Source organism: Nocardioides sambongensis (assembly GCF_006494815.1).
Lineage (GTDB): Bacteria > Actinomycetota > Actinomycetes > Propionibacteriales > Nocardioidaceae > Nocardioides > Nocardioides sambongensis.
In genome coordinates this window covers 1,458,965-1,482,087 of record NZ_CP041091.1, presented here as the reverse complement: position 1 = coordinate 1,482,087, position 23,123 = coordinate 1,458,965, and the positions used below count along the sequence as shown (strand labels likewise).

Below are 23,123 nucleotides of genomic sequence, written 5' to 3'. Positions count from 1 at the left end.
AGGGGCGAGAACCCCGAGGAGGATCCGTGCGCACGATCGCGCTGCTGTCCACGTCCGACACCGACTTGCTCTCGGCCCGCGCCAGCGGCGCCGCCTGGACCTGGGCGAACCCGTCCCGCAGCGAGATCGGCGCCCTCGCCGCCGCGGCGGCGGCCGCGGACCTCGCCGTGGTCCGGCTCCTCGGCTCCCCGCAGGAGTACGACGCGCTGCTGGCCGCGCTGCACGCGACCGGCACTCCGCTGGTGGTGCTCGGCGGCGAGGCCGCCCCCAGCGCGGAGCTGATGGAGCGCTCCACCGTGCCGGTCGGCGTCGCGGCCGAGGCGCACCGCTACCTCGCCGAGGGCGGCCCGGCCAACCTGGCCCAGCTGCACGCCTTCCTGGGCGACACCGTGCTGCTCGAGGGGGACGGGTTCGAGCCGCCCGCGCAGATCCCCACCTGGGGGCTCGAGGAGCGGCCGACCCCGCCGACGGGTGACATGACGGCCGGGCGGGCCCGGGTCGGTGTGCTCTACTACCGGGCCCACCAGGCCAGCGGCAACACCGACTTCGTGCATGCGCTCGCGGACGCGATCGACGCCACCGGGGAGGCGGTCGCCGTCCCGGTCTTCGCCGGCTCGCTACGGTCCGCGCCCGACGACCTGTTCGAGGCGTTGCGGGACCTGGACGCGCTGGTGGTGACCGTGCTGGCGGCAGGCGGCGCGACGCCGGCGGCCGTCTCGGCCGGCGGCGAGGACGAGAGCTGGGACGTCGAGCGGATCGCGGCCCTCGACATCCCGGTGCTGCAGGGGCTCTGCCTGACCGGGAGCCGCGCGGAGTGGGAGGAGTCCGACGACGGGGTCAGCCCGCTGGACTACGCCAACCAGGTGGCGATCCCGGAGTTCGACGGCCGGATCAGCACCGTGCCCTTCTCGTTCAAGGAGCTCGACGCCGACGGACTGCCGCACTACGTCGCCGACCCCGAGCGCTGTGCCCGGGTGGCCGGCATCGCAGTCAACCACGCGCGGCTGCGGAAGGTGCCGGTCGCGGAGAAGCGGATCGCGCTGATGCTCAGCGCCTACCCGACCAAGCACGCGCGGATCGGGAACGCGGTCGGCCTGGACACCCCGGTCAGCACCGTCCGGCTGCTCCGCCGGATGCGGGAGGAGGGCTATCACCTGGGCACCGACAACGTGGTCACCCGGATCCTCGACGACCCCGCCCATGCCGAGGACGAGACCGCCGCGGGAGACGCGCTCATCCACGCGCTGATCGAGGCCGGCGGCCAGGACGAGGAGTGGCTGACCGGGGCGCAGCTGAGCGACGCTCACGTCCGGGTCGGCCGGTCCGCCTACGACGCGTGGACGGCGGACCTCCCCGCCCGGCTGCGCGCGGAGGTGGAGGAGGCATGGGGCGCGTCGCCGGGGACCCTCTTCGTCAACGACGACGGCGAGATCGTGCTCGCCACGCTGCCGGCCGGGAACGTGGTGGTGATGATCCAGCCACCGCGCGGCTTCGGCGAGAACCCGGTGGCGATCTACCACGATCCGGATCTTGCTCCGAGCCACCACTACCTGGCGGCGTACCGCTGGTTGCGGGCCGGTGTCGCGGACGGCGGGTTCGGCGCCCACGCCGTGGTGCACCTGGGCAAGCACGGCTCGATGGAGTGGCTGCCCGGCAAGAACGCGGCGCTCTCGGCCGCCTGCGCCACCGACGCCGCCATCGCCGACCTGCCACTGGTCTACCCGTTCCTGGTCAACGACCCCGGCGAGGGCGCGCAGGCCAAGCGACGCGCCCACGCCACCATCGTCGACCACCTGGTGCCGCCGATGGCCCGCGCCGAGAGCTACGGCGACATCGCACGCCTGGAGGGGCTGCTCGAGGAGTACGACAAGATCTCCGCGATGGACCCGGCCAAGCTGGCCGCGATCCGCGGCGAGATCTGGCAGCTGATGCACGCCGCGGAGATGCACCGCGACCTCGGGATGGCCGAGCGCGGCGCCGACGACCGGCCGGACGACGAGACCTTCGACGACTTCCTGCTGCACGTCGACGGCTGGCTCTGCGAGATCAAGGACGCGCAGATCCGCGACGGGCTGCACGTGCTCGGGAACGCCCCGGCCGGGGAGGCCCGGGTCAACCTGGTGCTCGCCATCCTGCGCGCCGCCCAGGTCTGGGGCGGCGCCAGCAACGCGGTGCCGGGTCTGCGTCGGGCGCTCGGGCTCGCCGACGACGCCGACGCGCCGACCACCGACCGGGTCGAGTCCCAGGCGCGGGACCTGGTGCAGGCGATGGAGGACGCCGGATGGCACCCCGCCGCCGCCGACGGCCTGCACGAGGACCCCGAGGTACGACGCGTGCTGGCCTTCGCCGCGACCGAGGTGGTGCCCCGGCTGGACGGCACGGTGGCGGAGATGGACGCCGTTCTGCACGCGCTGGCCGGCGGGTTCGTCCGCTCCGGGCCGTCCGGTTCGCCGCTGCGCGGACTGGTCAACGTGCTGCCGACCGGTCGCAACTTCTACACCGTCGACCCGCGCGCGGTGCCGTCCCGACTGGCCTGGGAGACCGGGCAGGCGCTGGCCGACTCGCTGCTCCAGCGCTACCTCGACGACGAGGGCGACTATCCGAGCTCGGTGGGCCTCTCGGTGTGGGGCACGTCGGCGATGCGGACCTCCGGCGACGACATCGCCGAGGTGCTCGCACTGCTGGGCGTGCGGCCCGAGTGGGACGAGGCGTCCAAGCGGGTGCGGTCGTTGGAGGTGGTGCCGCTGGCGGAGCTCGGCAGGCCGCGGATCGACGTCACGGTGCGGATCTCCGGCTTCTTCCGGGACGCGTTCCCGCACGTCGTGACGATGCTCGACGACGCGATCGCGATGGTCGTCGACCTGGACGAGCCCGACGAGATGAACCACGTGCGCGCCCACGCCCGCGCCGACCTGGCTGAGCACGGTGACGCCCGTCGGGCGAGGACCCGGATCTTCGGGTCCAAGCCGGGCTCCTACGGCGCCGGCCTGCTGCAGGCCATCGAGGCGGGGTCCTGGCGCGACGACAACGACCTCGCCGAGGTCTACACCGCGTGGGGCGGCTTCGCCTACGGCCGCGACCTGGACGGTGTCGCGGCCGCCGACGACATGCGTGCCAACTACCGCCGGATCAAGGTGGCCGCGAAGAACCTGGACACCCGCGAGCACGACATCGCCGACAGCGACGACTACTTCCAGTACCACGGTGGCATGGTGGCCACCGTCCGGGCGCTCACCGGACGCGACCCGAAGGCCCTGGTCGGCGACTCGACCTCGCCGGACGCGGTCCGCACCCGCAGCCTGCAGGAGGAGACGAACCGGGTCTTCCGGGCCCGGGTGGTCAACCCCCGGTGGATCAGCGCGATGCAGCGGCACGGCTACAAGGGGGCGTTCGAGCTGGCCGCGACGGTCGACTACCTCTTCGGCTTCGACGCCACCACGGGCGTGGTGCACGACTGGATGTATGAGTCGCTGGCCAACTCCTACGTGCTCGACGCGGAGAACCAGGCCTTCCTCAAGCGGTCGAACCCGTGGGCGCTGCGTGGCATGGTGGAGAAGCTGCACGAGGCGGTCGACCGCAAGCTGTGGGCCGAGCCGTCCGCCCGGACGCTGGCTGCGCTGCAACAGGTCTACCTCGAGGTCGAGGGCGACCTCGAGGACCGGTGAGGTCGCGGTGAGCACACGCAGGGTGCGGGTGATCGGGATCGGCCCCGGCGGGGTCGACCAGGTCACCGTCGAAGCCGTCGCGGCGATGCGCTCGGTCGACTGGTTCCTGGTGCTCGACAAGGCGGCGTCGGTGCGCGACGGCGCACCGGACCCGCTGGTGCGGGCCCGGGAGGCGGTGCTCGCCCGTCACGTCGGACCGTCCGCGACGGTCGTGTACGTCGACGACCCGCCCCGCGAGCGTCGTACCGGGGCCGTGGGGGCCGATGCCGACTACCGGGCGGCGGTGGCGGCCTGGCACGACGCCCGCACCGAGAGGGTCGCCGACGCGATGGCGGCCCGTCCCGGCGACGTCGGGTTCCTGGTCTGGGGCGACCCGGCCTTCTACGACTCCACGCTCCGGGTGCTCGACCGGGTCGCGGACCTGCCGGCGTCGCGGACCGGCTCCGGGGAGGCCGTCGAGGTCAACGTGCTGCCGGGGATCTCCGCCCTGCAGCTGCTCGCTGCCCGGCACCGGATCGTGCTGCACGAGGTCGGCCACCCGCTGCACGTCACCACCGGCCGGGCGCTGCGCTCGGCGGTGGACGCCGGCCAGCGCAACATCGTGGTGATGCTCAACCGCGACCTCGACGAGCTCGAGCAGACGGACCTGGCCGCGTGGTCGCTGTGGTGGGGCGGCAACCTGGGGACCACCACCGAGCGCCTGGTCACCGGGCGGGTGGCCGAGGTGCTGCCGCAGGTGCGAGCCGCCCGGGATCGGCTGCGCGCGGCGGCCGGATGGGTGATGGACGTCTACCTGCTGCGCGCGCCGGAGGGGGAGCGATGAGCCTGCCCGATCGCGACGTGCTGCGGCCCCATGCGTTCGAGGGCCGCCGGTGAGTGCGCTGCTGGTCGCCGGGATGACCTCGGACGCCGGCAAGACCGTGCTCGTCACCGGGCTGTGCCGGGCGTTCGCCCGGCGCGGCATCCGGGTGGCGCCGTACAAGGCGCAGAACATGTCCAACAACTCGATGGTGGTGCCGCTCGGCGCCGACCCGTTCGACGGCCACGGCGAGATCGGCCGGGCGCAGTGGGTGCAGGCCCTCGCCGCGGGGGTGCCGCCCGAGGTCGCGATGAACCCGGTGCTGCTCAAGCCCGGCAGCGACCGGCGCAGCCACGTCATCCGGATGGGTCTGCCCGACGGTGAGGTCACCGCCCGGGACTTCGTGGACGGCCGCCGCCGGCTCGCCGCCGCGGCCTTCGACGCCTACGACGACCTCGCCGGCCGGTTCGACCTCGTGGTGGCGGAGGGCGCGGGGAGTCCGGCCGAGATCAACCTGCGCACCTCCGACTACGTGAACATGGGGCTGGCGCAGCACGGCCGGATCCCGACCGTGGTGGTGGGCGACATCGACCGCGGCGGCTGGTTCGCGTCCGCCTTCGGCACCGTGATGCTGCTCGACGCCGAGGACCGGGCCCTGGTCCGCGGCTTCGTGGTCAACAAGTTCCGCGGCGACGTCGACCTGCTGCGCCCCGGCCTCAGCGACCTGCAGGAGCGGACCGGCCTGCCGACCTTCGGGGTGCTGCCCTGGCACCCCGACCTCTGGCTGGACTCCGAGGACGCGCTCGACCTGGAGGGCCGCCGCGCCGCCGACGGAGCGCGACGGGTCGCGGTGGTCCGGCTGCCGCGGATCAGCAACTTCACCGACCTCGACGCGCTCGGGCTGGAGCCCGACCTGGACGTGAGCTTCGTCAGCGATCCCGGGCGACTGGCCGACGCCGACCTGGTCGTGCTGCCCGGCACCCGGGCGACGCTGGCCGACCTGGCCTGGCTCCGCGCCCGCGGACTCGACCGCGCCATCGCCCGCCACGTCGCGGCCGGTCGTCCGGTGCTGGGGATCTGCGGCGGGTGCCAGATGCTTGGGCGCCGGATCGAGGACCCGGACGGCGTGGAGGGCCCGGTGGGGGGCGCCGCCGAGGGACTGGGGCTGCTCGACCTGGTCACCCGCTTCACCCGGGACAAGCGCCTGGCCGTGCACGCGCCGGCCGGCTACGAGATCCACCACGGACGGATCGACGGCGAGACCCGCAGCGGCGGCGTGGTCGGCACGATGGTGCACGGCTCCCTGGAGGACGACCGGGTCCGCGCGGACTACCTCCACGAGATGCTCGGCGTGCGGTCGCGGGCCTCGTTCCCCGCCGCCCGAGCCCGGAGGCTGGACCTGCTCGGCGACCTGGTCGAGCAGCACCTCGACCTCGACGCGCTGCTGGAGGTGGCGGATGGCTGAGCGGACCGCCGCCGGCGCGGCGCCCCGCGTCCTGCTGCTGGGCGGTACGTCGGAGGCCCGCACGCTGGCCGAGCTGCTCGTCGGCGACGGGGTGGAGGTGGTCTCCTCGCTGGCCGGCCGCGTGGCCCGTCCCCGCCTGCCCGTCGGCGAGGTGCGGATCGGCGGGTTCGGAGGAGTGCCGGGGCTGGTGGCCGAGCTGGCGTCGTACGACCTGATGGTCGACGCCACCCACCCGTTCTCCACCGGCATGTCGGCCAACGCGGCGCAGGCCGCCCGCCGGACCGGGGTCGGGCTGCTGCGGCTCGAGCGGCCAGGGTGGGCGGACCGGACGGCACCCTCGTGGATCTGGGTCTCCACCCACGAGCAGGCGGCGACCGTCGCCGGCGAGCTGGGCAACCGTCCCTTCCTGACCGTGGGCGGCAGGAGCTCGGCCGGTTCGCGCCGGCGCTGGCGGAGAAGGAGGTGCTCGCCCGGGTGGTCGACCCACCGGAGGGGGAGATCCCGGCCGCCTGGCGGCTGGTGACCAGCCGCGGACCCTACGACCTGGACGGAGAGCGTGAGCTGATGCTCGACCACGGTGTCGACGTGGTGGTCACCAAGGACTCCGGCGGCGGCTACACCTGGCCCAAGATGGAGGCTGCCGCCGAGCTGGGGCTGCCCGTGGTGCTGGTGCGCCGTCCGGCGCCCGAACCCGACGTCGAGGTGGTCCACGACGTCGAGGCTGCGCGCAGGTGGGTGCTCAGCCGGCGTCCCTGAGGTCGTCCATCGCGACCACGCGCACCACCGTGTCCGTGGCGAGGTGGACGGGCCACCCGTCGCCGCGGACGGAGAGCTCGTGGGCCCAGGCCAAGTCGGCGGGCGTCAGTGCCGCGCCACCGGGGCGGGCGTAGAGGAACGCCAGCCGGTCCTCCGCCCGGTCGGTGAGGTGCTGGAAGCACCCCACCATGGTCGCCACGGTCCCCGGGTCGGGGCAGAGCGGCACGTCCTCCACCTTGGTGACGAAGCGGGCGGCGCCCCGGCGCAGGACCATCACCCACACCTGCGGCTCGGTGAAGCCCAGCTCGCCCATCATGGCGCGCCAGAGATGCTCCAGCGAGGCCTGGTCGACAACCGGTGGCATCTGGTCGGGCGGCAGCAGCGCCGGGATCTCGTGGTCGGTCATGACGTCCACTGTGCGCCTGTTCGCGGATCGCCGCAGGCGTTCTCCACAGGTGCTCCGAATCGGCTGCGTTCCGGACCCGGACCGCTGCCGAGTCTGCCGATCCGTCAGGCGACCTCGTCCACCACCAGCCGGTCGCCGACCGCGATCGGCCCGGCCTCGATCACGCGCGCGTAGATGCCGAAGTTGGCGCCGAGACCGAGGATGGAGGGCTGGCGTCCGCGATAGCCCTTGATCAGGCGGAGCGTCTGCAGGTCGGACTCGCCGGAGTCGGGGTGCCGGGTGGTGGCGGCGCAACGCTTGACCGGACCCTCGCACGAGAGGACCGCGCCGCCGACGCGGAGCCGGCGCCCGTCCCAACCGTCCTCCACGTGCGGGTCCTCGCTGGAGAAGTCGATCAGCATCCGGAACCGGCGAGCGTCCACCCCGTCGAGCCCGGCACGGTCCGCCAGCTCCCGCACCGAGGCGGAGCCGAGCAGGGTGACCGGTGCGACGTCGTAGGCGGAGTCACGGGCCTGCACCAGGCGGACCCGTCGGCCGACGGCCTCGGAGAAGAGCTCGCCCCACATCGGGTCGGTGACCGTGTCGGCCTCCAGCGTCCGGAGGCCGGACATGTCGGTGGCCACGGGTCGGTCGCGCTCGATGACGCCGGCCGCGACGACGTCGTCGCCGCGGCGGACCTCGAGACGGCGGGAGGACTCCTCCCACGACGCGCTCAGCTCGTAGAGCCCCTGGTTGCGGGTGCAGCTCTGCACCGTGCCGGCCTCGTCGACGAGGTAGAAGCGGCGGTCCCCGGCCGCGCCGGACGGGGTGAGCTCGACGGCATCGGGGTGATGCAGCCGCAGGCCCTTGACCGGAGTGGTCGACAGTCGGGTGATCAGGTGTTCGGTCGCCACGGGACCAGCCTGTCACGGGCGGGGCGCGCGGCGACGCCCGGCTCGGTGCTCACGCGTCGGTCACCCCCGGGCCGCCGCGCTCAACCCGGCCACGGCCAGCGCGCCGAGGTCCACGGCCAGCGCCAGCCTCCGCGCCCGGGACAGGTCGGCGACCTCGGGTGTCCGCCCGTCGCCCATCACCGCCCGATCCTCGACCCACTGGTCGCCGGGCGGTCCGTAGACGTTCCGGCCGCCGAGCCGGACGCCGAGTGCGCCCGCGAACGCGGCCTCCACCGGTCCCGCGTTGGGGCTGGGGTGGGCCGCGGCGTCCCGACGCCAGGCGCGCAGCGCGCCGGAGCGGTCCGGGCCGACCAGGCAGGTCAGCGCCGCCGACAGCCGGGAGCCCGGCAGGTTCAGTACGTCGTCGAGGCGGGCGCCGGCCCAGCCGAACCGCGCGTAGCGGGTGGACCGGTGACCGACCATGGCGTCGAGAGTGTTCGCGGCCCGGTGCGCCAGCAACCCCGGGACACCGGCCACCGCACCCCACACCAACGAGGAGACCACGGCGTCGGAGGTGTTCTCGGCCAGCGACTCGAGCGCGGCGCGAACGATCTCGGGCTCGGTCAGCCGGCTGGTGTCCCGGCCCACCAGGTTGCGCAACCGCCGCCGGGCCCCGTCCAGGTCGCCGGTGAGCAGCAGCGACTCCAGCGCCGCCACCTCGCGATCCAGCGACCTGCCACCGAGCACGGCCCAGGTCGCGGCGCCGACCAGCAGCGTGCGGGGGAGCGGTCGACGTACCTGCTCGGTCAGGGCGCCGAGGGCGATCGCGCCGCCGACGAGGACGCCGACGTGCACGGCGCCGGCCGGGCGGGAGTCCTGCCAGGTCCGCTGCTCCAGCACTCCCGCGACCCGTCCGAAGCCGGCGACGGGGTGGAGTCGCCGCGGATCGCCGAGCAGGCGGTCCGCGGCGAAGCCGAGCGCGAGACCGGCGGCCCGAGTCCCGGCGGCCCGACTCACAGGGTCGCGGCGAGCGCGCGGCGCCGGTCCTCCGCCCGGACGCGGTCGGTGAGGCGCCCGACGGACGCGACCAGGCCGACGCCGAGGGTGGCCCAGAGCGCGGCCAGGGTGAACAGCGAGGAGCGTCGGAAGTACCAGAGCGTGTCGGCGGGGAAGGCTCCCAGTTCGTTGACCGTGGGGAGCAGCGCGGCGGCGACACCGACCACCACCAGGTAGCCGAGGCCGGCCACGCCGACCGCGGTCCAGGGGTCGAGCCGGGTGCGCAGCCGGTTCGCGACCAGCACGGCCGCGATCATGGCGAGCACGGAGACCAGCAGCATCGCGAAGTACTCCGCGGTCCGGGACCCGATCGTGTCCCCGCTGCCGACGGCCGGAGGCGTCGCCGGGTACTTCAGGAACGGCACCAGAGCGACGGCGACGAAGCCGAGCCCGGCGACCAGCGCGGTGCTGGCGCGTGGCGACAGCGAGCCGAGCCGGCCGAGCGCGCCGGCGGCGGCCAGCGAGATCAGTCCGCCGAGCGCGGCGCCGATCGCCAGGGTGCCGGTCAGCAGCCCCCAGGACTTCTGGTTCTCCCGGGACACCTCGACCATGCCGGGCTCGTCGGCCTCGGCCTCCTCGGCGGCGATGTCGGCCGGGGTGGCGTCGGCGGAGGCGGCCTCCTCGAGCGCGATCGCGTCGTCGATGTGCGGCTCGCCGAGGGCGAAGGCGACCAGGAAGGCGATCAGGCCGGCGGCGAGGCCGGCGGCGAGGCCGCGGACCACGAAGGCGGCCGGCGTGAGGGCAGGGGTGTGCTGCGAGTCCACGACCGCAACCCCTCAGTGGCAGGGGTAGCCGAGCAGGTGGCGGGCGTCGTGCACCCACTCGTGCACGGCGTTGCCGGCCGGCAACGAGACGGCGCCCTGGTCGGCGCTGACGAAGAAGATGACCAGCATCGCGAGCAGGCCGACGAAGACCAGCCAGGTGCCGACCGCCATCAGCGGGACGGTGGGGAGCGCGACGGGCGAGCCGGCGACGGGGGCAGCAGACGACTGCGACATGAGTCCTCCTCAGGGATTCAGCGTCCCTGTCTCGACGTGGTGGAGTGTGCTCGCCGTCGGGTCTGACTCCACCACCCCTGGCCGGTCTCCCGGCCCGGAGGCGATGTCACAGTAGCGCGACTGTGCCGGACTTCCACCGGCTTCCTCGGGCGTGCCGGCTCAGCCTAGGGCATCGACGACAGCGCGTGCAGCAGTACGTCGCAGGTGTCCGGGGGCCGGACGGCGACCCGGATCCAGGTGTCGTCCAGACCGGGGAAGGTGTCCGCACGCCGGACCGCGATCCCGCGATGCCGCAGCACGTCGCGGACGCCGCGACCGGGCCGCGCCAGGACGAACGACGCGGCCGACGCGACGTGCTCCACCCCGAGGTCGGTCAGCCCGCGTTGCAGGTGGTCGCGCCACACCGCCACCGCCTCGGTACGACGCCGGGCCTCCGCCGCGGCCCAGGGACCCAGGCACGCCTCGACCGCGGCGGCGGCCGTGGTCGCCAGCGACCACGGCGTCTGGGCCCGACCGAGCGCGGCCACCGTCTCCGGCGGCCCGAGCAGGTAGCCGGCCCGAATCCCGGGGATGCCCCAGTGCTTGGTCAGCGAGCGGATCACCACCAGCCCGGCGCGGGACTCCCCGGTCAGGGAGGCGTCGGGGTCGTCGACGCAGTCCATGAAGGCCTCGTCCACGACGACCAGTCGGCCTGGGCGCAGCAGCGCACGGATCGTCTCCGGTGGGTGCAGCACCCCGGTCGGGTTCGTCGGGTTGCCGACGACCACGAGATCGGCGTCGGCGGGCACCGCCGCCGGGTCGAGCCGGAACGGCGCGGTGAGGACGTGCTCGGTGACCCGGTGACCGGCCTGCGCCAGCGCGGCGTGCGGCTCGGTGAACTGCGGGTGCACGACGACCGGGCGGCGCCACGGCCGGAGCCGGGACACCAGCGTGAAGGCCTCGGCCGCCCCGGCGGTGACCAGCACCTCCGTGCCGGGTCGCCGGTGGTGAGCGGCCACGGCGGCCGCGGCCCGGTCGGCGCTGGGGTAGCGATCGACCTCGTCCAGGGAGGCGAGCAGGGCGGCATCCAGCCACTCGGGACGGGGGCCGGCGAACACGTTCACCGCGAAGTCGAGGAGGCCGGTCCGGGCCTCCACGTCACCGTGGTGTCGCAGCGGGTCGGGGAGCGGATCGGGCTGTGGGCCGGGCTGCCGGTCGGGGATCGGGTCACGCACCGGCGCGCACCGCCTCGGCGAAGCGCGCGGCCAGCTGCGGGTGGCCGGCCCAGTGGGTGTGCAGGTAGGAGGCGTGCAGGGTGGCGGAGGCGAAGCCGACGACCTCCTGGTCGATCTGCCACGCGGGGGACGCGCCGGTGGGCGGACTGGTGGTGGTGCGGTGGAACTCGTGGCCGGTGACCCGCTCGCCGTGCCGGGTCAGCAGCGAGTCGGACACCGCGGTGGCGGTCGGATAACGCAGGGTGAGTCGCCCGCTCATCGCCGCGTCGGCCGGCAGCACGCCGGCCATCGGTGTGCCGTCGAGGCTGCGGCACAGGTAGAGCAGTCCGGCGCACTCGGCCACGGTCGGCATTCGGTCGGTGACGGCGTCGCGGATCGTCGTACGCAACCGCGTGTTGGCGGCCAGGGCCTTCGCGTGCTCCTCGGGGAATCCACCGCCGAGGTAGAGGCCGGCGGTGCCGGCCGGGAGGTCGGGGTCGGTGGTCGGGTCGAAGGTGACCACGTCGAGTCCGGCGGCGGTGAGCAGCTCGGTGGTCTCGGCGTAGTGGAAGCTGAAGGCGCGGCCGCCGGCCAGTGCGACGGTGGGCCGGGAGAGCGGCTCCGCCCGCGACCTCACCCCTGCCTCCACCTCCGGGTCCGGGACGGGCGCGCAGGGGCCGGGGTCCACGTGGCCGCGGTCAGCGGAGCTGCGCTGCCGGCGATGGCGAGGACCGCGTCCAGGTCGACGTGCTCGGCCACCAGGGCGCCCAGCCGCTCGACGACGGCGGCGGCGTCGCCGCGCTCGGCGGCGGTGACCAGCCCCAGGTGGCGTGACGGGGTCGCCACCTGTTCCTCGCGCGGGATCACACCGAGCACGGGCAGCCCGATCGAGTCGGCGACCTCGCGGGCGTGCCGCGGCGACCCGGCCCGGTTCAGGATCACCCCGGCCACGCGGACGCCGGGGTCCCAGGTGGCCAGCCCGTGCACCACGGCGCCGATCGTGCGGGAGGAGCGTGCGATGTCGACGACCAGCACCACCGGCGACCCGGTCAGCGCGGCGACGTGCGCGGTCGAGGAGAACCCCTGACCGCCGATCCGCCCGTCGAAGAGGCCCATCACGCCCTCGATCACCGCGACGTCGGCGGGAGTCGGCGTCCGCGCCCCGTGCCGCAGCAACGGCGCCACCAGCTCCTCGCCGACCAGGTGCGGGTCGAGGTTGCGGCCGGGGCGGCCGCAGGCCAGTGCGTGGTAGCCGGGATCGATGTAGTCCGGGCCGACCTTGTGCCCGCTGACGGTGCGCCCGGTGGCGCGCAGCGCGGCCATCAGGCCGGTCGCCACGGTGGTCTTCCCCTGACCCGTGGACGGCGCGGCCAGGACCACCCTCGGCAGCGCCGCCGGGTCTGCAGTGGAGTCCGCCGTGGAGTCCGCCGTGGAGTCCGCCGTGGAGTCCGCCGGGCTCACCACTCGATGCCTCGCTGGCCCTTCTGGCCGGCATCCATCGGGTGCTTGACCTTCGTCATCTCGGTGACCAGGTCGGCGGCGTCGAGCAGCGCGGGATGGGCCCGGCGCCCGGTCACCACCACGTGCTGGCGGCCCGGGCGCTGCGCCAGCGTGGTCGCGACGTCCTCGGCGTCCACCCAGCCCCAGTGGATCGGGTAGGTGAACTCGTCGAGCACGTAGAGGTCGTGGGTCTGCGCGGCCAGCCGGCGCTTGATCTCCGCCCACCCCTCGGCCGCGGCCGCGGCGTGGTCGGCCTCGGTGCCCTCCTTGCGACGCCAGGACCAGCCCGACCCCATCTTGTGCCACTCCACCGGGCCGCCCTCGCCGGTCTCCTCGTGCAGCACGCCGAGGCGCTCCAGCACGGTCTGCTCGCCGATCCGCCACTTCGCGGACTTCACGAACTGGAAGACGCCGATCCGGAACCCCGCGTTCCAGCCGCGCAGGGCCAGGCCGAACGCGGCGGTCGACTTCCCCTTGCCGTCACCGGTGTGCACCATCAGCAGCGGACGGTTGCGGCGCTGGCGCGTGGTCAGGCCGTCCTCGGGTACGGCGACGGGCTGTCCCTGTGGCATCAGTGGCTCCAGGTCTCGTGGTGCACGGCGTCGGCCAGCGGTCGCCGCGAGCGCCAGCCGTGCCGTTCCAGGTCGGGGACGTCGGCGAGGTGGGTGACCGTGCCCAGGCACAGCCAGGCCACCGGGCGGACCTGCGCGGGGATGTCGAGCAGTCCGCGCAGGAACTCCTCGCGGTAGAACGAGACCCAACCGAGGCCGAGGCCCTCCGCGGTCGCCGCCAGCCACAGGTTCTGGATCGCCAGCACGGTCGAGTAGAGCCCGGTGTCGGCGATCGTGCGCCGGCCCAGCACGTTCGGCCCGCCGCGGCGCTGGTCGTGGGTGACCACGACGCCGATGCTCGCCTCCCGGATGCCCTCGACCTTGATCCGGTCGAAGGTGGCCCGCCGCTCGGGGTCGAGGTCGTCGGCGAACGCCGCGCGCTCGGTCGCCACGTGCTGGGCGAACGTCTCGCGGGTGGCCGTCGAGGTCACCAGCACGAAGTCCCACGGTTGGCTCATCCCGACACTCGGCGCGCGATGGGCCGCCTCGAGGACCCGGGTGAGCACCTCGGGGCCAACGGCTCACCGGTGAACTCGGCCCGCACGTCGCGGCGGCGGGCGATCACGTCGTAGAGCGGATGCGTCATGCGGCGCGCTGCCGGGCGGCGTCCACGAGCAGCTCGGCGCTCACCTCGGCGACCGGCACGTGCTCGGCGCCGAGCCGGTCGGCGAGGATCCGGGCCAGCCCCAGCCGCATCGGACCGGCCTCGCAGTCGACCACCAGCGCGGCCACGCCGCCGTGGGCCAACCGGTCGGCGGAGGCGCGGGAGCGTTGCACCGGGTCGCGGCCGGCGGTGGCGCGGCCGTCGGTGACCACCACCAGCAGCGGACGCCGGCGCGGGTCGCGCAGCGCCTCGACCCGGAGCAGCTCGACCGCCGCGTCCAGCCCCTCGGCCAACGGAGTGCGTCCGCCCGCGGGCAGCTCGTCGAGCCGGCGGGCGGCCACCTCGACCGAGCCGGTGGGCGGCAGCAGCACCTCGGCGGACTCGCCGCGGAAGCTGATCACCGCCACCTTGTCGCGGCGCTGGTAGGCGTCCATCAGCAGGCTGAGCACGGCGGTCTTCACCTGCTCCATCCGCCGCCGGGCGGCCATCGACCCGGATGCGTCGACGCAGAACAGGACCAGGTTGGACTCCTTGCCCTCCCGGACCGCGGTGCGCAGGTCCTCGACCTCCAGGCGCAGGCGGTCCGTCGACCCGGGTCGACGGCCCCGTCGCACCTGGTGCGGTACGGCGGCGCGGATCGTCTCGCTGAGGTGGATGCCCCCGGTGCCGGCGCCGGGAACCCGCGCCGTCGCCCCGACCCGGCGTCCGGTGCTGGTCACCGCCCGGCTACGGCGGCCCGAGGTGCCCTGTCCGACGCCGGTCACGGTGAACCGGCGGGTGCGGAACGCCTCGCCCGCAGCGGACGTCGCGGTGCGGTCGGAGGTCGCATCGTCCGACTCCTGGCCGGGAGCGCCCGGCGCGCCGGACGCGTCGCCCGTGCCGTCCTGCCCGCCCGGGTCGGCGCCGTCGCTCGTGCTGTCCGTCCCGCCGCCGTCCGTCCCGCCGGCGTCCGGCCCACCGCCTCCCGGCGGCTCCGGATCGTCGTCGGGACCCTGGGGCTCCCCGGGCTCCTCCGGTCCGAGCACGTCGTCGAGCAGGTCGTCGTCGAAGCCGGGGGAGTCGAACGGGTTGCGGCGGCGCCGGTGCGGCAGCGCCAGCCGGGCCGCCACCCGGATGTCGGCGTCGGTGACCTCGGTGCGGCCGCACCAGGCGGCGTGCGCGGCCGCGGTCCGGGCGGTGACGATGTCGGCGCGCAGTCCGTCGACGCCGAACGCCGAGCAGACCTCGGCGATCCGCACCAGGACGCTGTCGTCGAGCTCCACCGAGGCGAGCAGGATCTGGGCGGTCGCGATCCGCTCGCGCAGCCGTGCCGAGGCACCGTCGTAGCGGCGGGCGAAGGCGGCCGGGTCGGCGTCGTGATCGATCCGTCGGCGCACCACCTCGGCGCGGGCCTTCGCCTCGCGCGGAGCCGCGACCTCGACGGTGAGGCCGAACCGGTCGAGCAGCTGGGGCCGCAGCTCGCCCTCCTCGGGTTCATCGTGCCGACCAGCACGAACCGCGCGGGTGGGCGATCGAGACGCCGTCACGCTCCACGGTCACCCGGCCCATCGCGGCGGCGTCGAGCAGCACGTCCACCAGGTGGTCGTGCAGCAGGTTGACCTCGTCGACGTAGAGCACGCCGCGGTGAGCGCGGGCCAGCAGCCCCGGCTCGAACTCCGCGCGGCCCGCGGAGAGTGCGGACTCCAGGTGCAGCGAGCCCAGCACCCGGTCCTCGGTCGCGCCGACGGGCAGCTCGACCAGACGCACCGGGCGGCTCTCCTGCGCCGTGCCGGCCGGGAACGGGCCGTCCGGCGACGCGTCGGCCTCCCCGTTGCCGGGGTCGGAGGAGAACCGGTCACCGGCCAGCACCCGGATCGGCGGCAGCACGTCGGCCAGGCCGCGCACCGCGGTCGACTTCGCGGTGCCCTTCTCGCCGCGCACCAGCACGCCGCCGATCGCCGGCGAGAGCGTGGTGAGGACGAGGGCGAGGCCCATGTCGTCCAGACCGTCAGGGGTCTCGGGGTCGCAGCCCAGGACGGCTGCGAAGGGGTAGTTCACTGGCATGGGAGGCTCCCGCTCGTGTGCCGTCGGATCGCCCCGAGGCCGGTCTTCGGACTTCCGGCGTCGAGCGCCGGTCACCGCAGCGGGCCTGTGCCGGACTCTCACCGGCTTCCCAGATTCTCCCCTTCCGCTGGTGGGCGGTCGGGGCACCTCGTGGCTCGGGGAGCACGATAGCGTCCGTGCCCGTGTCCGATCCCGCCGCGTCCGTCCCCGACCCGCACAGCGCCGAGCCGATCCGGGTCGTCGCCGTCTTCGTCCGGGACCTCGCGGGGCGGATCCTGACCGTCCGCAAGCGCGGCACGGACGCGTTCATGCAGCCGGGTGGGAAGCCGGAGCCGGGGGAGTCGCCGGAGCAGACCGGCATCCGCGAGCTCGCCGAGGAGCTCGGCGCCGAGCTCGCCGACCTGCGGCTGCTCGGCGAGTGGACCGCGGCCGCCGCCAACGAGGCCGGTCGCCTCGTCCAGGCGGTGGTGTTCAGCGCCCGGCTGGTCCGGATGTCCGGGGTGCAGGCGGAGATCGAGGAGCTGCACTGGTACGACCCCGCCGCTCCGGACATCCCCGCCGAGCGGCTGGCCCCGCTGCTCCGCGACGTGGTGCTGCCGTGGGTCGGCCCGCCCCCGCCGGTCACCGTGGTCGGCATCGGGGCCGACGGGCACCTCGCCCCGGGTGCCGCCGAGGCGGTCGCCGACGCCGAGGTGCTGCTCGGCGGCCGCCGCCACCTGTCCCTGGTCCCCGAGCGGCCCGACCAGGTCCGCCGCCCCTGGCCCTCGCCGCTGGCCGAGGCGTTGCCGTCGCTGCTGGCCGAGGTGGCCGAGCGGCGCGTCGTCGTGCTCGCCTCCGGCGACCCCCTGCTCTCCGGGATCGGTACGACGCTCGCCTCCCTGGTGGGCAACCGGCTCCGGCTGCTCCCGACGGTGTCGTCGGTCGCGCTGGCCCGCGCCCGGACCGGGTGGTCGGCCGAGGAGACCGAGGTGGTCACCGTGGTCGGCCGCGACCTCGACGTCCTGCGACGCCAGCTCGCCCCCGGCCGACGGCTGCTGGTGCTCTCCTCGGACGAGCACACCCCGGCCGCGATCGCGCAGCTGGTCCGCGAGGAGGGCCACGGCGGCACGGAGGTCGTCGTGCTCGGCGACCTGGGCTCGGCGGCGGAGAGCCGGGTCGCGGCCCGTGCCGCGGAGGAGGCGTTCTGGGCCGAGGCGCGGCTGCCGCGGCTGAACGTGGTCGCGCTCGAGGTCGTCGGGCCGGCCGGCAACAGCTGGTCGACCGGACTGCGCGACGAGCTCTTCGAGCACGACGGCCAGCTGACCAAGCGGGACGTCCGGGCCGGTGCGCTGTCCCGGCTCGAACCCGCCCCGGGCCTGCTGCTGTGGGACGTCGGCGCGGGAGCCGGATCGGTCGGCATCGAGTGGATGCGGGCGCACCCGACCTGCCGCACCATCGCCGTCGAGGCCGACGCCGAGCGTGGCGCACGGATCGACCGCAACGCGGCGCGGCTCGGCGTGCCCGGTCTCGAGGTCGTCGTCGGCCGGGCTCCCGACGCGCTGGGCCCGCTGCCCACCCCGGACGCGATCTTCGTCGGCGGCGGAGCCACCGCGGCCGGCCTGATCGACCGCTGCGCGCACCGGCTGCGGCCCGGTGGGCGCCTGGTGGTCCACGGGGTCACGGTGGAGACGGAGGCGGAGCTGCTGGCGTCGTACCGTCGGCTGGGCGGGGAGCTGACCCGGATCTCGGTGGAGCGCGCCGAGCCGCTCGGCACCTTCACCGGCTTCACCCCGGCCCGCGCGGTCACCCAGTGGGCGTGGACCAAGCCCGTCCCCGAGCCGACCACCGACGGGAGCGTGGACCGATGAGCGTGCACTTCGTGGGCGCGGGGCCCGGCGCCGCCGACCTGATCACCTTGCGGGCCGCCGGCCTGCTCGCCGCCGCGGACGTGGTGCTCTATCCGGGCACCTACCTGGACCGGGAGGTGCTCGGCCACTGCCGCAGCGACGCCCGTCTGGTCGACACCCAGGACCTGGACCTGGACCGGATGACCGCGGTGATGGTGGAGGCCGACGCGGCCGGGCAGGACGTGGTGCGGCTGACGTCGGGCGACCCGTCGCTCTACTCCGCGCTGCACGAGCAGACCCGACGGCTCGACGCCGCCGGGGTCGCCTGGGACGTCACGCCGGGGGTGCCGGCCTACGCCGCGGCGGCCGCGCGGGTGGGTCGCGAGCTCACCGTGCCGCTGGTCAGCCAGTCGGTGGTGCTCACCCGGACGCAGGCGCGCTCGACCGCGATGCCGACCACCGAGTCGCTCGCCGCGTTCGCGGCCACCCGGGCGACCCTGGTGCTGCACCTGGGCATCACCCGGGTGCGAGAGCTGATGGCCGAGCTGGCCGCGCCCTACGGCACCGACTGCCCGGTGGTCGTCGTCCACCGCGCCAGCCAGCCCGAGGAGCAGGTGCTGCGCGGCACCGTCCTCGACATCGCGGACCAGGTGGAGCGCGCCGGGCTGCGCCAGGCGGCGGTGATCCTGGTCGGCCGGGCGCTGGCCGGACCGGAGGCGCCGGGTGCGGGGGAGTCCTTTCTCTACTCCGCGGACCGGGAGCGCTCGACGCGCGACTCCCCGACGCAGGAGTCCGCGCGCCGGTCGCGGTGAGTCACCGCTCCACGAACCTCGGCGTCCAGACCGCCCCGCCGGGGGTCACCCGGGTCGACGAGGCGCCCACGATCAGCAGGCACTTCATGTCGATCGCGGCGACGTCCACGGCGCCGAGGGTGGTCACCGTCAGCGACTCCTCGGCGCGTCCGATGTCGCGGCCGACGACGACCACCGTGTCGGCGCAGCGGTGCTCGAGCAGCACCTTGACCGCATCGGCCACCTGCTCGCGCCGGGAGCGGGACGCGGGGTTGTAGATGCCCAGCACGAGGTCGGCCTCGGCGATCGCGCGCAGCCGTCGCTCCACCACGGTCCAGGGCTTGAGCCGGTCGGAGAGGCTGACCACGGCGAAGTCCGCCCCGATCGGGGCGCCCGCCCGGGCCGCGACCGCCTGGATGGCGCTCACGCCGGGCAGGACCCGTACCTCGACCTCGGTGTACGCCGGGTCCTCGGCCGCCTCGAACACGGCCGCAGCCATCCCGAAGACGCCGGCGTCGCCGCCCGAGACGACCGCGACCCGCTCCCCGGCCAGCGCCAGGTCGAGCGCCTGTCGCGCCCGATCCACCTCCACGGTGTTGCCGGAGGCGTGCCGGGTCAGGCCGCGGCGCTGCGGCACCCGGTTGACGTACGGCGCGTAGCCGACCACGTGGTCCACCTCCGCCAGTGCGGTGGCGACCTCGGGGGTGAGCCAGGCGTCCGGTCCGGGGCCGAGACCGACCACGAGGAGGGGGGCCGAGGCCGGCCCCGGCCGCGCCTCGTCCGCGGTCCGCGCACCCACCTCCGTCCGGGCCTCCCGGCCGCCGCGGAGCCGGTCCGCGGTGCGGGCCGGCGCGGTGTCGCCGCGGAGCCGGTCCGCGGTGCGGGCCGGCGCGGTGTCGCCGGGCACCACGACGAGGGAGAAGTAGGGGACCGAGGCCGGGTCGACCTCGGCCACCGGGCGCCACTCCTGCTCGGGCATCGAGGCGCGCTCGACGTACCAGGCGCCGTCGAGGCGGCCGGCCTGCTCCAGGGCGCTGCGCACCGCGGGGAAGGTGCGGCCGAGCTTCATGATCACCGCGCCGTCGGTGTCGGCGAGGCGCCGGGCGAGCTCGGCCTCGGGGAGCGTGCCGGGCAGCACGGTGAGCACGTCCTTCTGCCGGACCAGCGGCGCGCCGACCGCCGCGGTGGCCGCGGAGAACGCCGGCACCCCCGGGACGACCTCGGTGCGGTAGCGGTCGGAGAACCGGTCGTGCAGGTACATCGAGGAGCCGTAGAAGAGCGGGTCGCCCTCGGCGAGCAGGACCACGTCCCGGCCGGCGTCGAGGTGGGCGGAGAGCCGGGTGGCGCACTCGGCGTAGAAGTCGGCCAGCGCGCCGGCGTAGCCGCCGGGATGGTCGGTGGTGCCGGTGGTCACCGGGTAGCGCAGCTCCTCCTCGCGTGCGCCGGCCGGGATCAGATCGGCGGCGATGCGGCGCGCGTGGGACTGCTTGCGCACCCCGGCGTGGTAGGCCACCACCGCGGCCGCCCCGATCACCCGGGCCGCCTTGAAGGTGATCAGCTCGGGGTCGCCGGGGCCGATCCCCACCACGGTGAACGCCCCGGACCCGCCCGGGCCGTTCACTCCGCCTCCCGGGCCAGCGCGTTGACCGCCGAGGAGGCCATCGCGGAGCCGCCACGCCGGCCCCGCACGGTCACGTAGGGCACGTCGATGCCGTGCTCGGTGGCGAGGTCGACCAGGGCCTGCTTGGACTCCGCTGCGCCGATGAAGCCGACCGGGCAGCCGATGATCGCCGCCGGTCGCGGGGCACCGTCGACCAGCATCTCCAACAGGTGGAACAGCGCGGTGGGCGCGTTGCCGATGGCGACCACGGCGCCCGCCAGGTGGGGCTCCCAGAGCGACACCGCCGCCGCCGTGCGCGTCGTGCCCCACGCCGCGGCCAGCCCCGGCACCTCGGGCTCGGTCAGGAAGCAGTGCACCGCGTTGCCCGCGGGCAGGCGGCTGGCGGTGACGCCCATCGCCACCATCCGGGCGTCGCAGAGCACCGGCGCGCCCGCCGCCAGCGCCGCGCGCCCCGCGTCGCCGAGGCGCGGGTGCACCACCAGGTCGCGGGTCAGGTCGGTCTGGCCGCTGCCGTGGATCATCCGGACCGCGACCTTCTCGGCGCTGGCCGGCACCCGGCTCAGGTCCGCCTCCCGGCGGATGGTGGCGAACGAGTCCAGGTAGATCGCGGGGCCGTCGGCGACGTAGTCGTAGCGGCGGGTCGGTGGGGTCATCGGCTCTCCTCCTCGGGGACGAGCACCCCGCCGAACGGAGTGAGCACGACCAGGTCGGTGGTGGTCGCCCAGTCGGCGACCAGGGCGGCGTGGATCGCGCCGTCGGGATCGATCGGGACGTGGCGGCCGCCCGGCACCGGGCCGAACGGGAGGGCGGGCGCGCGGACCTCGGCCCCCGGCTCGGCCGGTACCGCGGGCGCCAGCGGGGTGGTCAGCTCGGCGACGTGCCAGGCCGCGCCCGGCCCGGCGCCGCGCCGGCACAGGAACTTCCGGGCGAGGTCGACCAGAGCGGCCGGGGCCCGGGGGCGGGCAGCACGGCGCCCCATCCGGTGCCGACCCGCAGCTGCACCCGGTCCGCGTCCAGCGCGACCAGGCCGAGATCGCGGTGCCGGTCGGCCAGGTCGCCGCGACCGTCGTCCAGGGTGAACAGGAAGCGCCCCGGCAGGCCGGCCAGGTCCGGAGCGGCCAGCAGCGCGGCGTCCAGGTCGGCCAGCACCGGGGTCAGGTCGGCGCGACCACCGGCCAGCCCGGTCTGCGGGGAGACCAGCACGTTGCGGGCCAGGTCGTGGGCGCGCGAAGGGAGCAGGCCGGTGGCCTCGATCGCGGCCACCACCTCCTCGGGCAGCCGGACCTCGACGCCGTCATCGGTGCTGCCGGTGATCGTCGGGAAGGCGCGGAGCTGGAGGTTGGCGCGGCCGGTCAGGCGGACCAGCCCGTCGCCGTACCGGGTGGCGACGTCGACCAGCGCGCGCAGCGCCGGCACCGGGAGCCGACCGCCGGGCACCCGCACCCGCACCAGCGCGCCGTCGGCGGCCGGCCACGGCCGGAGCACGCCGGGGCAGCGGTCCGGTCTGGCTCGCACCATGGTGTGTCCTTCGAGGTCCGGACCCCCGCGCGGCCCGCGTTCCGACCTCGCGACGGATGCCGCAAGGGCCAGCAGGTCTTCGGACTCGGGATCCACCGGTGCGGAGCGCCTTCCCAGGCCCGTCCTCGCGTCGGGGCCCAGTGGCTTCGTGCTCCGCCCGTCACCCATACCGCTGCGCGTCAGTCCCGGATTCGCACCGGGTTCCCTGACCTCTCGGAGGTCGACTGGCACGGCCACGGTAGTGCCTCGATACGCTGCTGCGCATGCCGGCCCTCTCCGATCTGCTCGACCTGATCCACACCTGGTACCCACCGGCCACCGCGGAGGAGTGGGACGCGGTGGGCCTGGTGCTCGGCGATCCGGAGCGCGAGGTGAGGCGGGTGATGTTCGCCGTGGACCCCGCTCCGGCCGTGGCCGCCGAGGCCGCCGACTGGAAGGCCGACCTGCTGGTGGTCCACCACCCGCTCTTCCTCAAGCCGGTCCACGGGTTCGCCGCGACCACACCCAAGGGACGGACCCTGGCCACCCTGGCCGGTGCCGACTGCGCCCTGCTGACCGCCCACACCAACGCGGACCAGGCCGCCGACGGCGTCTCCGAGGCGCTGGCCGGCGCCCTCGGGCTGACCGACCTGGCGCCGATCCTCAGCGCCCCCGGTGAGCCGGTGGACAAGCTGACCGTCTTCGTGCCCGCCGACGCCGCCGCGCCGGTCCGCGCCGCGATCGCCGAGGCCGGCGCCGGCCGGATCGGCGACTACGAGTTCGCCTCCTTCACCTCCGCCCCCGGCCAGGGGCGGTTCCGGCCGCTGCAGGGTGCCCACCCGATGATCGGCACCATCGGCGAGATCGAGACCGTCGAGGAGGTGCGGGTGGAGGCGGTGCTCGGCCGCTCGGTGCGCACCGCGGTGGTCCGCGCGATGCTTGCCGCGCACCCCTACGAGGAGCCCGCCTACGACGTGAGCGAGCTCGCCGACCCCGGCACCACCCGCACCGGCACCGGGCGGGTGGGCTCGGTCGCCGCGACCACCCTCGGCGAGTTCGCGGAGACGGTGGCCGAGGCGCTGCCCACCACCCACCACGGGGTCCGGATCGCCGGTGATCCCGGCCGGCCGGTGCGGCGGGTCGCGGTCTGCGGCGGGGCCGGAGACTTCCTGCTCGACCGGGTGGCCGGCAGCGACGTCGACGTCTACCTGACCAGCGACCTGCGCCACCACCCGGCCGCCGAGTTCGTGGAGCGGGGCGGCCCGGCGCTGATCGACGTGGCCCACTGGGCCGCGGAGTGGACCTGGTTGCCGGTGGTCGAGCGCAAGCTCCGCGACGCCCTCGGTGACGCCGTCGAGACCCGGGTGAGCCGGACCGTGACCGATCCTTGGACAATGAGACTGTGAGCGCAGTGAGGGGC

Annotated in this window: 17 protein-coding genes, 3 pseudogenes and 3 riboswitches; of the genes and pseudogenes, 7 read left to right on the top strand and 13 right to left on the bottom strand. The window is 75.2% G+C overall.

The genetic code is table 11. The features are described from left to right. The first annotated feature begins 26 nt into the window (after positions 1-26). The 4 genes and pseudogenes from cobN (at position 27) to FIV43_RS06900 (ending at position 6,685) form a co-directional block, all read left to right on the top strand. Complete coding sequence (cobN, locus tag FIV43_RS06915) at positions 27-3,665, top strand: cobaltochelatase subunit CobN (protein ID WP_141013534.1); 3,639 nt, start codon at positions 27-29, stop codon at positions 3,663-3,665. 7 nt (positions 3,666-3,672) lie between these two features. Further along, on the top strand, positions 3,673-4,488 hold the full coding sequence (gene cobF / locus FIV43_RS06910) for a precorrin-6A synthase (deacetylating) (RefSeq protein ID WP_141013533.1): 816 nt from the start codon (positions 3,673-3,675) through the stop codon (positions 4,486-4,488). A gap of 49 nt (positions 4,489-4,537) precedes the next feature. Further along, the gene (locus FIV43_RS06905) at positions 4,538-5,929 is read left to right on the top strand and encodes a cobyric acid synthase (RefSeq protein WP_141013532.1); all 1,392 of its coding nucleotides are present in this window, start codon (positions 4,538-4,540) and stop codon (positions 5,927-5,929) included. Further along, positions 5,922-6,685 (top strand): annotated as a pseudogene (locus FIV43_RS06900) (cobalt-precorrin-6A reductase). Before FIV43_RS06905 ends, FIV43_RS06900 begins: the two are co-directional and overlap by 8 nt. Here the strand turns inward: FIV43_RS06900 and FIV43_RS06895 are convergent. The 9 genes and pseudogenes from FIV43_RS06895 to FIV43_RS23710 form a co-directional block, all read right to left on the bottom strand. Further along, positions 6,669-7,091: a hypothetical protein gene (locus FIV43_RS06895; RefSeq protein ID WP_141013531.1), complete on the bottom strand. Its 423-nt coding sequence runs from the start codon at positions 7,089-7,091 to the stop codon at positions 6,669-6,671. The pseudogene FIV43_RS06900 and the gene FIV43_RS06895 sit on opposite strands and share 17 nt — an antisense overlap. Before the next feature lie 104 nt (positions 7,092-7,195). After that, complete coding sequence (locus tag FIV43_RS06890; protein ID WP_141013530.1) at positions 7,196-7,984, bottom strand: MOSC domain-containing protein; 789 nt, start codon at positions 7,982-7,984, stop codon at positions 7,196-7,198. Positions 7,985-8,044: 60 nt separating this feature from the next. Then, positions 8,045-8,980: a cobalamin biosynthesis protein gene (locus FIV43_RS06885; RefSeq protein ID WP_141013529.1), complete on the bottom strand. Its 936-nt coding sequence runs from the start codon at positions 8,978-8,980 to the stop codon at positions 8,045-8,047. Then, positions 8,977-9,783 (bottom strand): CbtA family protein, encoded by an 807-nt coding sequence (locus FIV43_RS06880; RefSeq protein WP_141013528.1) that lies wholly within the window; start codon positions 9,781-9,783, stop codon positions 8,977-8,979. Before FIV43_RS06880 ends, FIV43_RS06885 begins: the two co-directional genes overlap by 4 nt. 12 nt (positions 9,784-9,795) lie before the next feature. After that, positions 9,796-10,017, bottom strand: a complete 222-nt coding sequence (locus FIV43_RS06875; RefSeq protein WP_141013527.1) for a CbtB domain-containing protein — start codon at positions 10,015-10,017, stop codon at positions 9,796-9,798. 62 nt (positions 10,018-10,079) lie between these two features. Next, positions 10,080-10,200, bottom strand: a riboswitch (cobalamin riboswitch). Beyond that, positions 10,182-12,584, bottom strand: a pseudogene (locus FIV43_RS23715) (cobyrinate a,c-diamide synthase). Its footprint overlaps the riboswitch before it by 19 nt. A gap of 83 nt (positions 12,585-12,667) precedes the next feature. Further along, on the bottom strand, positions 12,668-13,282 hold the full coding sequence (gene cobO / locus FIV43_RS06860) for a cob(I)yrinic acid a,c-diamide adenosyltransferase (protein ID WP_141013526.1): 615 nt from the start codon (positions 13,280-13,282) through the stop codon (positions 12,668-12,670). Next, on the bottom strand, positions 13,282-13,779 hold the full coding sequence (gene bluB, locus FIV43_RS06855) for a 5,6-dimethylbenzimidazole synthase (protein WP_231123791.1): 498 nt from the start codon (positions 13,777-13,779) through the stop codon (positions 13,282-13,284). Before bluB ends, cobO begins: the two co-directional genes overlap by 1 nt. A gap of 124 nt (positions 13,780-13,903) precedes the next feature. Beyond that, positions 13,904-15,899: pseudogene (locus FIV43_RS23710) on the bottom strand (VWA domain-containing protein). A gap of 103 nt (positions 15,900-16,002) precedes the next feature. Then, a riboswitch (cobalamin riboswitch) is annotated at positions 16,003-16,119 on the bottom strand. Positions 16,120-16,150: 31 nt separating this feature from the next. Here FIV43_RS23710 and cbiE point away from each other — a divergent pair. Then, positions 16,151-17,815: a precorrin-6y C5,15-methyltransferase (decarboxylating) subunit CbiE gene (gene cbiE / locus FIV43_RS06845; RefSeq protein ID WP_231123790.1), complete on the top strand. Its 1,665-nt coding sequence runs from the start codon at positions 16,151-16,153 to the stop codon at positions 17,813-17,815. After that, positions 17,812-18,606, top strand: coding sequence for a precorrin-4 C(11)-methyltransferase (cobM, locus tag FIV43_RS06840; protein WP_141013525.1), 795 nt, complete (start codon positions 17,812-17,814; stop codon positions 18,604-18,606). The genes cbiE and cobM overlap by 4 nt, the downstream gene beginning before the upstream one ends. 1 nt (position 18,607) lies before the next feature. On the opposite strand, the gene cobJ is transcribed toward cobM, so the two are convergent. The 4 genes from cobJ to FIV43_RS06825 all read right to left on the bottom strand — a co-directional run bounded on the left by cobJ (position 18,608) and on the right by FIV43_RS06825 (position 21,724). Next, positions 18,608-20,206, bottom strand: a complete 1,599-nt coding sequence (gene cobJ / locus FIV43_RS06835; protein ID WP_141013524.1) for a precorrin-3B C(17)-methyltransferase — start codon at positions 20,204-20,206, stop codon at positions 18,608-18,610. Next, on the bottom strand, positions 20,203-20,859 hold the full coding sequence (locus FIV43_RS06830) for a precorrin-8X methylmutase (RefSeq protein WP_141013523.1): 657 nt from the start codon (positions 20,857-20,859) through the stop codon (positions 20,203-20,205). Before FIV43_RS06830 ends, cobJ begins: the two co-directional genes overlap by 4 nt. Continuing rightward, a complete protein-coding gene (locus tag FIV43_RS22080) occupies positions 20,856-20,996 on the bottom strand; it encodes a hypothetical protein (RefSeq protein ID WP_231123789.1) in 141 nt (46 codons plus the stop codon). The genes FIV43_RS06830 and FIV43_RS22080 overlap by 4 nt, the downstream gene beginning before the upstream one ends. 74 nt (positions 20,997-21,070) lie before the next feature. Then, a complete protein-coding gene (locus FIV43_RS06825) occupies positions 21,071-21,724 on the bottom strand; it encodes a hypothetical protein (RefSeq protein ID WP_231123788.1) in 654 nt (217 codons plus the stop codon). Positions 21,725-21,777: 53 nt separating this feature from the next. Further along, a riboswitch (cobalamin riboswitch) is annotated at positions 21,778-21,968 on the bottom strand. A gap of 19 nt (positions 21,969-21,987) precedes the next feature. On the opposite strand from FIV43_RS06825, the gene FIV43_RS06820 reads away from it, so the two are divergent. Beyond that, positions 21,988-23,109, top strand: coding sequence for a Nif3-like dinuclear metal center hexameric protein (locus tag FIV43_RS06820; RefSeq protein ID WP_181407705.1), 1,122 nt, complete (start codon positions 21,988-21,990; stop codon positions 23,107-23,109). Positions 23,110-23,123 lie beyond the last annotated feature (14 nt).